This is a genomic window from Niabella pedocola (assembly GCF_021044425.1).
Lineage (GTDB): Bacteria > Bacteroidota > Bacteroidia > Chitinophagales > Chitinophagaceae > Niabella > Niabella pedocola.
The window spans coordinates 1-14,438 of record NZ_JAJNEC010000004.1 but is presented as its reverse complement, the minus strand read 5'-3'; the positions used below and the strand labels follow the sequence as shown (position 1 = coordinate 14,438).

General features: G+C 49.1%; 10 protein-coding genes. 9 read left to right on the top strand and 1 reads right to left on the bottom strand.

From position 1 onward, the window contains the following. Window positions 1-32: 32 nt before the first annotated feature. Window positions 33-1,316, top strand: a complete 1,284-nt coding sequence (locus LQ567_RS03880; RefSeq protein ID WP_231002792.1) for a DUF2264 domain-containing protein — start codon at window positions 33-35, stop codon at window positions 1,314-1,316. Window positions 1,317-1,587: 271 nt separating this feature from the next. Here the strand turns inward: LQ567_RS03880 and LQ567_RS03875 are convergent, their stop codons facing one another. Beyond that, window positions 1,588-2,526, bottom strand: a complete 939-nt coding sequence (locus tag LQ567_RS03875; RefSeq protein ID WP_231002791.1) for a sugar phosphate isomerase/epimerase family protein — start codon at window positions 2,524-2,526, stop codon at window positions 1,588-1,590. A 101-nt stretch (window positions 2,527-2,627) separates the two neighbouring features. On the opposite strand from LQ567_RS03875, the gene LQ567_RS03870 reads away from it, so the two are divergent. The 8 genes from LQ567_RS03870 to LQ567_RS03835 all read left to right on the top strand — a co-directional run bounded on the left by LQ567_RS03870 (window position 2,628) and on the right by LQ567_RS03835 (window position 13,680). After that, window positions 2,628-3,866, top strand: coding sequence for a sensor histidine kinase (locus tag LQ567_RS03870; protein WP_231002790.1), 1,239 nt, complete (start codon window positions 2,628-2,630; stop codon window positions 3,864-3,866). 275 nt (window positions 3,867-4,141) lie between these two features. Continuing rightward, window positions 4,142-5,272 (top strand): TlpA disulfide reductase family protein, encoded by a 1,131-nt coding sequence (locus LQ567_RS03865; protein WP_231002789.1) that lies wholly within the window; start codon window positions 4,142-4,144, stop codon window positions 5,270-5,272. A gap of 62 nt (window positions 5,273-5,334) precedes the next feature. Beyond that, window positions 5,335-5,988, top strand: coding sequence for a class I SAM-dependent methyltransferase (locus tag LQ567_RS03860; protein ID WP_231002788.1), 654 nt, complete (start codon window positions 5,335-5,337; stop codon window positions 5,986-5,988). Window positions 5,989-6,331: 343 nt separating this feature from the next. Beyond that, window positions 6,332-6,685, top strand: a complete 354-nt coding sequence (locus LQ567_RS03855; RefSeq protein WP_231002787.1) for a hypothetical protein — start codon at window positions 6,332-6,334, stop codon at window positions 6,683-6,685. Between the two features lie 82 nt (window positions 6,686-6,767). Then, a complete protein-coding gene (locus LQ567_RS03850) occupies window positions 6,768-7,970 on the top strand; it encodes a DsbA family protein (protein ID WP_231002786.1) in 1,203 nt (400 codons plus the stop codon). A 284-nt stretch (window positions 7,971-8,254) separates the two neighbouring features. Beyond that, window positions 8,255-9,724, top strand: a complete 1,470-nt coding sequence (locus LQ567_RS03845) for a DUF3375 domain-containing protein (RefSeq protein WP_231002785.1) — start codon at window positions 8,255-8,257, stop codon at window positions 9,722-9,724. A gap of 10 nt (window positions 9,725-9,734) precedes the next feature. Beyond that, a complete protein-coding gene (locus LQ567_RS03840) occupies window positions 9,735-10,325 on the top strand; it encodes a DUF4194 domain-containing protein (protein WP_231002784.1) in 591 nt (196 codons plus the stop codon). After that, window positions 10,297-13,680 carry an ATP-binding protein gene (locus LQ567_RS03835; protein ID WP_231002783.1) on the top strand — a complete coding sequence of 1,128 codons (3,384 nt, stop codon included), beginning with the start codon at window positions 10,297-10,299 and terminating at the stop codon, window positions 13,678-13,680. The genes LQ567_RS03840 and LQ567_RS03835 overlap by 29 nt, the downstream gene beginning before the upstream one ends. Window positions 13,681-14,438: the final 758 nt, after the last annotated feature.

Sequence of the window (14,438 nt, the reverse complement as noted above, 5' to 3'; positions counted from 1 at the left end):
CAACATATTTGCTGTATTAAACTGCTTTAAGCATGACACATATACAAAAGAAAATCGGGTTATCGGGGATCGTTCTGTTACTGGTAGCTGTTACGGGCATCGGTCAGCCGGGGCGCAATCCTAAAATAAAACTGGTGAACCCCGCCGGCACCACAGGAGCGCAGGACCGCGCCCTGTGGGTAAAGAGCCTGTACAAAATTGCATATCCCGTTGTACATAATCTTGCCGAAGGCACGTTAAAAAAGAATCTTCCGCTGGAGCAGGGGCCTTCGTATAACCTGGTAGTAAAGGATGTAACCTATCTTGAGGCCGTGGGCCGGACTGTTGCTGGGGTTGCGCCCTGGCTGGAACTGCCGGATGACCAGACCGAAGAGGGCCTGTTGCGTGCAAAAATGCGTAAGGAGTTGTTGCAGGGACTAAAGAACGCAGTAGACCCGGCAAACCCGGATTGTTTGAACTTCAAAAAACAAAGTCAGCCCATCGTAGACGCGGCTTACCTGTCGCATGCATTCCTGCGGGCCCCTAAAGCCTTATGGCAGCCGCTGGATACGGTTACCAAGCGGCGGTATATCGATGCGTTCAAATCCCTGCGCACCCGCAGCGGGGCCTACAATAACTGGCTGGTGTTTGCGGCCCTTACAGAAGGCTTTTTGCGATATATCGGGGAAGATTATGACCCCGTGCGCATCGATTATGCGTTGAACAAAATGAAGGATTGGTATACCGGTGACAGCTGGTATAAGGATGGCGACCTGTTCAGTATGGACTACTATAATTCATATGTGATCCATCCGATGCTGACGGACCTGATCGGCACATTACTGGAAAAGCGGCCGGGGAAAGTGCATGTAACGGCTGCTGACTATGAAACGGCTTTGCGCCGGATGGTGCGGCATGCAGAATTCCTGGAGCGCATCATTGCACCGGATGGTACGTATCCGGCTTTTGGAAGATCGGTAACCTACCGTACAGCCGCATTTCAGGTATTAGGCCAGGTGGCATTAATGGAAAAGCTGCCGGAGCATATTCAACCGGCGCAGGTACGTTGTGCGCTGACAAAAGTATTTTCCAATATGTACGAGGGCAACCAGAACTTTGACGCTAATGGCTGGCTGGTACTGGGCTTTAACGGACATCAGCCCATGATGGCGGATGTATATACCTCTACCGGAAGCTTATATATGGCAACGCTGGGTTTTCTGCCCCTTGGACTACCGGCAGGCAATAAATTCTGGACCGATCCGCCTGCAGACTGGACCAGTAAAAAAGCCTGGAGCGGGCAACCGGTTAAGAAGGATTATAAAGTGGAGTATTAGTTTGTTTAAAGTTTCAGGTTCGATGTTTGATCCATGCGAAGTTTTTGGGCCTTAAGAGGATCGGGGATCCGGACACATCAGGTGCCAGCCGGCGGTTTCGGGTCCCTATGATATTTATTTTTTCCGTGACGTCTCCCGGAGGGCAGGTCCGGATCTCAAAGGATTCATTCCTGAAACAGCGACGTTTATTTAGCGATAAGCGTTCCGTTAAGTCAGCGCCATCAAGCATCGGACGAAATCTAACCTGGAACTTTGAACCTGAAACAAAAAACTACCCCTGCAGCGCTTTCCGCGCGTAGCCCAGGCATTTTTTTACCTCCTGTACCGCATCGGACCCCTCCGGTATTTTATATTCCAGCTCAATAGTAACAGGGATTGGGTATTTGTTGGTTTTTAGGAGGGATAAAATTTCTTTAATCGGGGTATCACCTTCGCCCCAGGGCAGGTTAGCGCCCCCGTTGGCCGCTGTTTGCCGGTCTTTCAGATGCATGGAAGTGATCCGGTTATGCCGCTTCTTAATCAGTGCCAGCAGCGATTCGGTGCTGTGCCCGGTTGCCGCAATATAATGACCACAGTCCAGGTTCATGGAATTGTAGGGCGATTGTTCGAGGGCCGTATCCCAAAGGGTATCGGTAGCCTGCGTGTGGGCATGGTACCCGATGTATACCTTGTGTTTGGCTCCCAGCTTTCCCAGGCGTTCCGTTTGCTGCGGATCTTTGGGCAGTTCCACCGTAACGGCCGTTGCACCCAGTGCCTTTGCAGCGCGGAGCGCATATTCAATTTCGGCATCTGTGTTCTGAGCACCCAGCGCATTGGGCTTATAAGCATAAATTGTTACACCAGCCTTGTTAAACAGCTTTTTCACCGCATTAAATTTATCCATTGAAACGGTGGCCCGCCAATCAGCTACTTGCTTTTTATCGGAAGGACAGCCCGCATATTGCTCCACGGCATCACCCATCAGTTCTACTGCACTGATACCGCTGTTTACCGTGTGCGCCAGTACTTCCTGAAGGCTTCCGGGCATGCTGCGGTAAGAATAGGTGATAACACCGATCTGTACCCCCGCAATTTTTGAATCGGGTCCGCTAAACAGGTTTCCGGGCTTCAAAAGGGAGGGGGCTGTAAACAAAGCCAGGGAGGCTAAACCACCTTTTTTCAAAAAATACCGGCGTGAAACCGCCCCGGAGCATTTCGTGTTTGCAAGCATAATGATGTATGTTTTTTAAATGATCGCTGAAGGGGATAAAGGTACGGTGTTTGGCTTTATTCGGCCAGATTTCTCTATATTCGTTTATAAATTCACCATCAATGAGCCTCGATCCACTTACTATGGAAAGCACTCCGGATAAAAGACTGCACCGATTGGTGCGGGTGGTGCAAGAGTTATCGCTGGCAAGGACCCTGGAAACCGTAACCCGTATCGTACGCACTGCGGCCAGAGAGCTTACCGGGGCTGATGGTGCAACCTTCGTATTAAGGGATAAGGATAAATGTTTTTATGTAGATGAGGATGCGATCAGTCCGCTATGGAAGGGCAGCCGTTTTCCCATAGAAACCTGTGTCAGTGGCTGGGCAATGCTGAACCGCCGGTCTGTGATCATCCCGGATATTTACAAGGACGACCGTATCCCGGCCGAAGCTTACCGGCCCACTTTTGTAAAAAGCCTGGTAATGGTGCCCATCCGCACCATGGATCCTATCGGAGCCATTGGTAATTACTGGGCCACACATCATCATGCCACGGAGGATGAAGCACAGATCTTACAGTCGCTGGCAGATATTACAGCGGTAACACTGGAAAATGTGCAGATCTATGGAGAACTGGAGGAGCGGGTAAAGCTGCGTACGGCCGAACTGGAAGTGGCCAATAAACAGCTGGAGGCGTTTTCATACTCGGTATCACATGATTTGAGAAGCCCTCTGGCTGGAATAATGGGACTGGTGCAGGTACTACAGGATGAGTACGGCATTCAACTGGATACAGATGGGAAGGAGCTCACCGACCTGATCGAGCAGAGTGTGATGAATATGGCTCACCTGATCGATAACCTGCTGGTGTTTTTCACCACTTCCAAAAAAGAGCTCAACAGTGTGGACGTGTCCATGAAGGAAATGGCCATTGAATATTTTAATATACTTAAGAAACAGGAACCCGCAGAACGCTCCTTTGAATTTTCCATCAGCGATCTGCCGCATGTGCAGGTTGATGCTACCCTGATAAAGCAGGTTTGGCTCAATCTTTTGGGAAATGCAATCAAATACAGCCGCAAAAAAGACAAAACGATAATTCATGTTGGGTTCCAGGAAACACCGCAGGATATCATCTACTTTGTAAAGGATGAAGGCAGTGGGTTTGATATGATGCATTACGATAAATTGTTCAGCGCTTTTCAGCGGCTGCACAGTGACCAGGAATTCGATGGCAATGGCATCGGCTTGTCGCTGGTAGAACGGATCATTGGCCGTTATAAGGGCCGGGTATGGGCAGAGGGTACACCCGGGGAAGGAGCTGCCTTCTATTTTGCATTACCCAAAACACAGGGCTGAATCGTTCCCGTATTCGGCCAGCGATGAAAGAATGGATGGATACAAATTGATGCGCTATGAAACGAGCTGCTGCTGACAACCGGTAATTTACAGGGTATATCATTTTTAGTTCGTCGGCCGGCGGAGGTGCCCACGTTTTAAACCCGGCGTGCGGATAAATATAAATTTTATAGTGAGCGGTCTGGGGATATCCAGACTTTCTGAGACCCGAGAAAACAAACCGAACCGGGCAATCATTCTGTAACGTATATTTATAAACTGATAAAGATCCATATATGAAATCATTTTTTTTCTTACTGGCGATGCTGCCGGCCGTTGTTTTTGCGCAAAAGGAAAAACCGGCAGTCATCAAAGGACAGATACACACAACAGGATCGCCAAAAATGCTTTATTTGGTACACTATGACGCCAAAAAAAAACTAACAGACAGTACTGTGGCCGTGAATGGGAATTTTGAATTCACTATTTCTATAAAGGAACCTTCATTAGGTTATCTGAGAGCCAAATTTGAACGTCCGGATGATGGTAAAAGCGAATACCGGTTTGAGTTGCTGCCGCTGTTTTTGCAGCCTGGTGTAACCACCGTAACCATCCGGGATTCGCTGAAGCTGGCCGCCGTTTCGGGATCGGAGGCGCATAAAGCGTACCAGCGGTATACGGCATTGCAGCAGCAGGATAATGAGGCCCAGCAGCACCTGCGCCGCAGTTATATTGCCTACCGCGCAGAAAAAAATGAAGCAGGCATGAAGCAAATCGAATCGCAGATGGACAGCGTGGAAAACCATCGAAAAGAAAAAGTGATAGCCCCTTACCTGGCGGCAAACCTGCAATCGCCCATTGCATTACATGTGTTAAAAGATTATGCCGGGTATGATATGGACCCAAATAAAATAGAGCCATTCTATAAAAAATTGCCTGCAGCGGTAAAAGCAGCGCCCTCCGGGTTGCTGATGAAGGAAAAGATTGATAAGGCCAAGGCTACATCGATCGGTAATTTTGCCCTCAACTTTACGCAGCATGATACCCTTGGGCACCCGGTAAGTCTGAGTTCCTTTAAAGGTAAGTACGTATTACTTGACTTTTGGGCCAGCTGGTGCGGGCCCTGCCGAGCAGAGAACCCCAACGTGGTAAAAGCCTTCCGGCAGTATAAGGATAAGAATTTTACAGTACTCGGGGTATCGCTGGACCGTGCAGAAGGAAAAGAAAAATGGATGGAAGCCATTCATAAAGACGGGCTAACCTGGACGCATGTGAGCGACCTCAAATTTTGGGATAACGCGGTGGCCCGGCAATACGGGATTGAGGCCATTCCGCAAAACCTCCTGATCGATCCTTCCGGGAAGATCATTGCAAAAAATATTTCGGGGGAAGAACTGCAAACCAGGCTAAAGGAATTATTTAACTAGGAAATAAATACAGTGTTTGATGGCGGTGTAACCAACCGGCATACTGCAGGCAAAGCGAAATTATGAACGATAACGATTTAAAAAACCTGGCCGCCCAGCTGCGGCAACCGGATGGGGCAATGGGTATCGAAGTGGCCGATATGATGCATACAACCAATATCGGGATGACGGTTCACGCAATAGACCGTCTTCCCATTGCGGAGAACAGCCGTATCCTGGAACTGGGGCATGGAAACGGGAAACATCTCCCATACCTGCTGCAGCAAAACGAGGGCATAACGTATTACGGACTTGAGATATCGAAAGCTATGCGCCATGAGGCAGTAAGCCATAGCCAGGGCTTTGTAGAAAAAAAGCAGGCCGTTTTCCAGCTCTACGACGGGTTGCATATTCCGTTTGCAGATCACTATCTCGATGGGATCTTTACGGTGAACACTATTTATTTCTGGCAGGATCCGGAGTTCCTGTTATCAGAGCTATACCGGGTATTGAAGCCGGGTGGAAGGTTGAACATTACATTTGCCCAAAAAAGTTTTATGGAAATACTTCCATTCACAAAGTATGGCTTTACCCTTTATGATAATGAGAAAATGGAACAGCTCATCAAAAAAAGCCCGTTTACGATTGCGGATATGGCCACCCAGGTTGAAGCGATCGAAAGCAAAACCGGAGACCGTATTTCCAGGGAATTTACTACGGTTTCCATAGAAAAATAACAGGCGGAATTCATAAAAGGGAGTGCAGACTGAAAACGGCTGACACTCCTTTTTTATGCGGTTTACAGGAACCTGAATTTTCTGGAGTCGTAAAGCGTTTTCCTTGATCGGCTGCTGATGCATCTAATGGGAAGCTATTTTTGCGTGCTCGCTGAAATTGGCGATCCCTAAAATTTGGAAACCGGCGGGCGTACAGGTTACCTTCGTTACGGATATCCATGATTCAGTAATTCGTACCAGGCGCCCGCAGATAGCTGTTGGTGCCAGAAACTTAAATATGTAACCAAAACGTATACGTCCGTATTTCCGTACATCCTTCTTTTCACAATTCAAAAACATTACAATGAAAAAAGTAAGCATTCTTTTTACTGCAGCTTTTGCTGCAATGACGTTAATGGCAAGCTGGACTGCTATGAACAACGGTGCCGTTGTTATCAATGACGAATGGTGCGGTGTGTATGATCCTGATGGAAATTTTCATCAGATAGATGCCGCAAAAACCGTGGTCACAAAAAATTCATCAGGGATCATGTCCTGCAAATTCGACGGCTTTTCCAACTCAACCGGGAAAGCGTATGTACAAAAAGGCGAGGCCGGTTGCTGGTCTTACTCATTTCCCGGTCAATGGGCCGACTATACTTTTGTTGTGAGTGCCTCCGGCCAGGCAACACTTACCTGCCGCTTTAAAGCAGACTAAGAAAAGCACACATATAAAACATTTCTTAAGCGCCACGATCCTATGCCGTGGCGCTTTTTTAGTCCGCTTAATCCGTATACATATGAAAACTATTGTAATCCGGGTATTGGCTGCGGTGCTGATGATATTGGCCGTTGTCCTTTCCTTTTATTTGTTTTATAAACATCTGCATGCCGGTGGGCCCGATGTTTGTTCGGCTGTTTTTGGCAACAGCTGTAACGGGGCGCTCTCCGGTCCTTATGCCGAAGTATTGGGCCTGCCCCTGGGAGGCTGGGGGATACTGTATTATTTTGTTCTGGGCTTATTTTTTCTGATCCCGCTGCTTTTTGGGAAGGCATTCTTAGAGGGGAGCCGCTTTTTTATCTTCCTGTTCAGCTGTTGCAGTGTGGGAGCCGGCATCTACCTTATGGGCGTAATGCTGGTACACCCCGGTCTTTTTTGTCCGTTGTGTACCATCATCCATAGCATCAATTTCCTGTTGTTTTTCCTGCTTATAAAAATAAACGGGTATGGGTTTCCACAGTTTTTTACAAGTCTCCGGATGCGAAGAGGCGCCCGGCAGCAGGCAGCAACTGCTGGTTTCTGGAAGATGTTCGGATTTCTGGTAGCAGGATTGTTCATGGCATCCGCATTCTTCGGATTAAAGGCGCTGGCGCTTTCCGTGGCGGCCGGGCAGCGCGTAGATCTGAAAAAAGTACTTGCTGATTATGACCGTCAACCGGCACGGCAGATTCCCGTTGGCCCGGGAGATGCCAGTACAGGCAATCCCTCCGGGCCGATGACACTGGTGATCTTTACCGATTTTTACTGTCCTGCCTGCCGGATGTTTGCAGCGGAAACCGACTCCATTGTAAAAAAGTTCAGCAGTACCTGTCGGGTCGTATTTAAACAGTTCCCTTTAAGCACCGATTGCAATCCTACAATTCATAAAAATATGCACGCCGGCGCCTGCGAAGCGGCCCGGGCAGCACTTGCGGCGGCACAGCAGGGAAGATTTATGGAGTACCATCGTGAATTGTTTTCCAGCGATAGTCATGAAAAAAAGCTAGCGTCGGCTGCGCAGCAATGTGGGCTGAACCTGCCGGCATTTGAGGCCTTCCGTAACAGCCCGGCAGTAACGGCGATCCTCCAGGCGAATATAGCAGAGGGCGCCGCACTGGGTATCGATGGAACGCCGGCCGTTTTTCTAAACGGCCGGCAGATCAGGGACACCCGGCCGGGAGTGGTGCGGTCGGTTTTGGTAAGGGAGTTACAGTCCAGGCAAAGCAGCGCGGTCAACAAATAGTCAAAATGATAAACGGAAACTGAAAAATAGTGCATCTATTTTTATAGTGTATAAAAATTTTATTGTATTGATTTATAATATTAATAGGACATTTTAATACATTTTTTATTTAGTCTTTTCGGATTGTTTGTCCGCCCGGATCGCAGGGCAAACCGCCTGTTATTATTGGAATCCTCCTGTATATCCCGGTACCCTTCCGGCCGCCTAAATGTTCTGCTGTAAAATCTCGGCAGATTATCTTATTTTGCAGGCTTCCCATTGTAAAGAGGTGGTTTTGTAGAGGTATGACAAGCGATCAAATTGCGTTTTTAATTAATGCTTCACCGGCGCTGCAAATGTTGCGGCTGCGTAATGCCGGCTGGGTGCTGCCATTTTTATACAGCGTTTTTAAAGAAAACCGCAGGATGGTGGTCCGGGAGGATCAGCTGGTACCCCTGCTGGCCGAAACCCTGGGCGCGCATGCAGACGGTACGGAAGATTGGGAGGAGGCACGGATTGATTTTGGGGAGGATGAGGAGAGCCGCAGCCGTAAATACCTGCTGAGTTGGGTACAAAAAAGAATCCTGCAGGATTTCCCGGACACCGAGGGAAACACCAATTACCAGCTGAGCGCACATACGGAAAAAGTATTTCAATGGATGCAGAACCTGCAGCTGGGGCAGCATCATGTAGGAACGGAAAGCCGGTTTAAGATGCTGTTTTCATCCCTGCGCGACATGGTTGAAAATACAGAGGACGACCGCGAACGCAAATTGCAGATCCTGAAAGACCGCAAGGCGGAGATCGATAAGGAAATTAAGGCCCTGGAACTGGGGGTTGCTCCTCAGCGCTATAACAATGCACAGGTGCAGGAGCGACTGGACTTGTTTATTAAATTATGTTATGAGCTGATCGGCGATTTCAGGGAAGTAGAAGATAATTTCAAACAGATCCACCGCAGTATTGTGGAGCAACATACCCGTGCGGAACAAAATAAGGGTGCCATTGTGGGCTTTGCCTTTGAATCGTACGATGCACTGCGCAGCAGCAACCAGGGGAAAAGTTTTTATGCCTTCTGGGATTTTCTTATTTCCCGTAGCGGGCAGGAAGAATGGCGGCAGCTGACCGAGCAATTGTTGTCACTGCTCGACGATCGCCAGCTGGAAACCGATACCGATTTCCTCCAGAACATCAAATCCTTCCTGCTGGAACAGGGACGGTCTGTTTATGATGCCAATGACCGGATGGCAGAAAAACTCAGTCGCATCATTACCGAAAAGGAAATTGCACGGCACCGGAGATTGCGCCAGCAGATCGGAGGTATAAAGGAGCTCATTTTCGATTTAATGGAAGAAGAGCCGGTAACCGCCGGACTGGTATTGGATGAACCCTCCGATATCCGCATGGTGATGGACCGTACACTAACACTGGAGGCGAAGAAAACGGCGGGCGCTTTAAAACAACCCGCTGCAGCCGTGGAGAAGATCGCGGATATAGACCGGTTCAACCGGCTTTTGAACACCAGTTTTATCGACAAAAAACGGCTTTGGAAAAAAGTGGAGCAGGTACTGGAACATAAGCAAACCGCCACATTAAAAGAGATCATCGAGGCTACGCAATTGGAGCATGGCCTTGCGGAAGTGATCAGTTATTATAGTTTTTTAAAAGAAAAATCGAAAAAGGTACAGGTGGTAGGCAGTGCGGTAGAGCTGATCCCGCTCAACAGCAACGCCGACAAGTTTGTGGAGGTACCTTATTTGTTATTTAGTAAATAGAAGGAATCGGATGGCTGAAAAAATACACTCGTTTACCCCCGTATTTATAAAACTGCTGAAAGGACCGGTAGAGTATCTTGAAAAAAGTACCTGGGAAAAACTGCTGCAGTATAAAGCGGAGCTTATCGCATTTTTACAGCGGCTCGGGCTTACCCTGGTACTGGATGAACAGGATGGTTACGCCTATGTAAAGCACACCATATCTGAAGAAGATGCCACCAGCGTAAGCTGGGTGCAGCGCCGGGCGCTGGCCTATGATGAAAGCGTAATGCTCGTATTGCTGCGCGATATGATGGCAGAATTTGAAGTAGGAGAGGCTACGCAACGGGAATTGATCAAGAAACGGCGCGAGATAAAAGAATATGCCGAGTTGTTTTTTAAAGAAAATGCCAGCCGGGTAAAGATGCTCAAGGATATCGACCGGCTGATTGAACGGGCGGTGGAAAACGGATTCCTGGAACGTTCCGGTACACATGAGGTACCGGATGAACAGAAATTCCGGATCAAGAAGTTGATCAAAGCCCGGGTAGACAGTGAAGTTTTAGAAGATTTTAAACAGCAATTGACAGCACATGCAGCTAAGCGTATTCAGCACGGATAATGAAAAGAGCGGCTTCCGCCTGCAATATATGGAGGTATTTAACTGGGGTACCTTTGATGAACAGATTCATACCATTATTCCCGGTGGCGAAACCAGCTTGCTTACCGGCTCCAACGGAAGCGGGAAAACCACTTTTGTAGATGCCCTGTTAACCCTGATCGTACCGGAAAAAAAGTACCGGTTTTATAACCAGAGCAGCGGCAGCGAAAAAAAGGGCGACCGTACGGAGGAAACCTATGTGCTGGGCGGCTATGGCACCATTAACAGCGAAAATGGTGTTACCAAGGCGCTTTACCTCCGGGAAAGCCGGGAAGAAGCTTACAGCATCCTGCTGGCTAATTTTACTAATGAGGCTATGCAGGAGGTGACCTTGTTCCAGGTTCGTTACTTTAATAACGGCGACATGAAACGGGTGTTTGGTGTAGCCCATAAAAGTCTGCATATCGAAGAGGATTTTAAGCCCTTTGACCTGGGGAATGCCTGGAAACGCCGGCTGGATCAGCAGTACAACAAGGGAAACCGGAAACAGGTGGAGTGGTTTGATGCGGCGAGCAAATACGCTTACCGGCTGGTAGATGTGCTGGGTATGCAGAGTATACAGGCCCTCACTCTTTTTAACCAAACGGTAGGGATCAAAGTACTGGGAAACCTGGACGATTTTATCCGCACCCATATGCTGGAGCCCCGGGATATGGAGTCGCTATTCCAGGAACTGAAAAAGCACCTGGCCACCTTGCTGGATGCGCAGCGTAATATTGAAAAAGCAGAAGAACAGATCCGGCTGCTGCAGCCCGTTCAGGAACATTACGTCGGATTTAAGGGATTGCAGGTGCGGCAGCAGGAGGTACAAAAGGCCCTGCATACTGCCACAGCATGGAAAGGTTATACCCAGGACCGGTTGCTGCAGCAGGCGCTGGAAGAGGCCCGTGCCGGTATAAAAGAACTGGAAGAAAAAACAACAGCCGCAAGAGCCGGCATAGACGCCCTGCACGAAGAAGAGCGCATGACCCGGAACCAGATCGATCAAAACCAGGCAGGGCAACGCCTCAAACAACTGGAACAGGACCTTCAGGCGCTGAAACTTAAAAGGGTAGAGGCGGAAAATAACCTGGCATTATTTACAGATTGGTGCAGTATCCTGCACTTGGAAGATAAAAGTGCTTCGGATGAAGAAGCCTATAAACGGGTGTTGAAAGAAACCGCACAATCGGCACAGCGGTTGGAAAAAGAAAACCGGCTGAATGAGGCCGATGATTTTGATGCCAAGAATCAGCATAAAAAAGCAGGCGACGCCAAGAATAAACTGGAGGAGGAACTGAATATATTGCTCCACAGTAAAAGCAATATCCCGGCCCATTTGGTGCAGGTGCGCAAACAATTATGTGCGGCACTGAAGCTGGACACGGCGGAGCTGCCTTTTGCAGGCGAACTGATGCAGGTGAAACCGGAGGAGCAGCGCTGGCAACCGGCCATTGAAAAATTATTGTATGGCTTTTCGCTCCGGTTGCTCATACCGGATCAATATTATAAAAAAGTAACCCGGTACATCAACCAAACCAATACAGGTACCCGAATGGTGTATTACCGTGTACTGGATACGTTTCATGCACTGGCAGAAGATGGCACGGTGTATCATAAGCTGGATTTTCATCCGGAACATCCGCTTTCCGGTTGGGTAGAACAACAGGTGGTACAGCAGTTTTCCTATACTTGCCTGGAAGACGAAAAGACAATGGAGCGCTATGATAAGGCCATCACCGTAAACGGACTGATCAAGAACCGCGACCGGCATGAGAAGGATGACCGGCCGGGCAGCAATGATCCGGGGCGTTATGTGATGGGATGGAATAACGAAAACAAGAAGGAAGCGCTGATCCGCGATCGTAACCGGCTGGCCGATGAACTTTCCAATGCCGCGGAGATCATCGAACGTTGCCGTAACCGGGCCACCCGGTTGCAAAAGCAATTTTATGCATTGAACCGCCTGCAGGAACATGGCGGCTTTGCATTGCTGGATGTAGCCGGTATACAACGTAGCATACATAAAACAGAAGAACAGATCGGTGCACTGAGTAAAAGCAATAACCAGCTGCAGGAACTTACTGCCCAGCTGGAAGAGATTCTCCGGCAACGGCAGGAAGTGGAAAGGAACTGGGAGCGTGCCGCGCAGGAAAAAACAACCCTGCAAAACAGTGCCGCAGCTATGGAACAGCAGCGGGAACAACTGCATTTACTGTTGCAGCACATTACGGAAACGGATAAAGAAGAATTGATTCAGTTTCAGCAGCAGCATGCCCTGGTGCTGGCAGCCGTAACACTGGAAAATGTGGAAACGGTGTATGGGCAGTTTAAAGCAAAGCTGGAAAGCGAAGCGCAGGAAGTACAGCGGTTATTGCATAAGGAAGAAACCTATCTGAACCGCAGTATCAGCCAGATCAAAAACCCGTCCCCGGCATTGCTACAGCGTTTTCCAGACTGGTACAGTGATGTACAGTTCCTGCCGGAAGAGGCCGCCCATGCAGAGGAATTTAAAGAATGGCTTGATAAACTCGCCAGCGAAAACCTTCCCCGTTATCGCAAGGATTTTGAAAACTTTGTGAACGACACGATCACGTATAAGATCGGTGGGTTAAATGAAGAAATGGAAAAATGGGAACGGGAAATTAATAACAGCGTAAATAAGCTGAACCAGTCATTGGGCGGCATCAACTTTAATAAGCTTCCGGATACCTATATTCAGTTGGGAAAACGGAAGGTGCAGGATGCCACCGTAAATGCGTTCCGTAATGCGCTGCTGGACGCGTTACCCCAGGCGGCAAACTGGCAGCAGAGCAGCTTTGAAGACAAAGCAACGCATTTTCGTCAAAAGGTACAGCCGTTGATCGACAGTCTGGATGAAAGCGAAACCTACCGGGCAAGGGTAATGGATGTACGGAACTGGTTTGAGTTTTGGGCAGACGAAAAATACCGGAACACCGGCGAACTTAAAAAGACCTATCGCCAGATGGGACAACTATCCGGCGGAGAAAAGGCGCAGCTTACCTATACCATTCTTTGCAGTGCCATTGCCTACCAGTTTGGTATTACCCGTGAAGGAAAGAACAGCCGCAGTTTGCGGTTTATAGCCGTGGATGAAAGCTTCAGCAACCAGGATGAGGATAAGGCAACCTACCTGATGGAGCTGTGTAAACAATTGCATTTACAGTTATTGGTGGTAACACCCAGCGATAAGATCCAGATTGTGCAGGATTACATTGCCCATGTGCACCTGGCACAACGCGTGAACAACCGGCACAGTATCATGTATAATATGACTATCAAAGAACTGCAGAAGCAGATGAAGAAAGCGTCCTAGTTCCCCGCAGTGTCTCCCGCAGGGGACGCTGCGGAACAATATCGTGGTGATGGCGCTTTCCACGTCCCTTTCAGGAGACATGGAAAGGAAGAGAGATCTCGTTCCCCGCGGCGTCTCCCGTAGGGGACGTTGCGGATGAGTATCAAGGTGATGCTGCTTTCCACGTCCCTTCCAGGAGACATGGAAAGGAAGAGAAATCTCGTTCCCCGCGGCGTCTCCCGTAGGGGACGCTGCGGATGAGTACTATGGTGATGCTGCTTTCCATGTCCCTTCCAGGAGACATGGAAAGGAAGAGAAATCTCGTTCGCCGCGGCGTCTCCCGGGAGTGACGCTGCGGATGAGTACTATGGTGATGCTGCTTTCCACGTCCCTTCCAGGAGACATGGAAAGGAAGAGAGATCTCGTTCCCCGCGGCGTCTCCCGGGAGGGACGCTGCGGAACAATATCGTGGTGATGGCGCTTTCCACGTCCCTTCCTGGAGACATGGAATGGAAAAGAAATCTCGTTCCCCGCGGCGTCTCCCGCAGGGGACGCTGTGGATGAGTACTATGGTGATGCTGCTTTCTACGTCTCTTCCAGGAGACATGGAAAGGAAGAGAGATCTCGTTCGCCGCAGCGTCTCCCGTAGGGGACGCTGCGGATGAGTACTATGGTGATGCTGCTTTCTACGTCTCTTCCAGGAGACATGGAAAGGAAGAGAGATCTCGTTCGCCGCAGCGTCTCCCGTAGGGGACGCTGCGGATGAGTACTATGGTGAT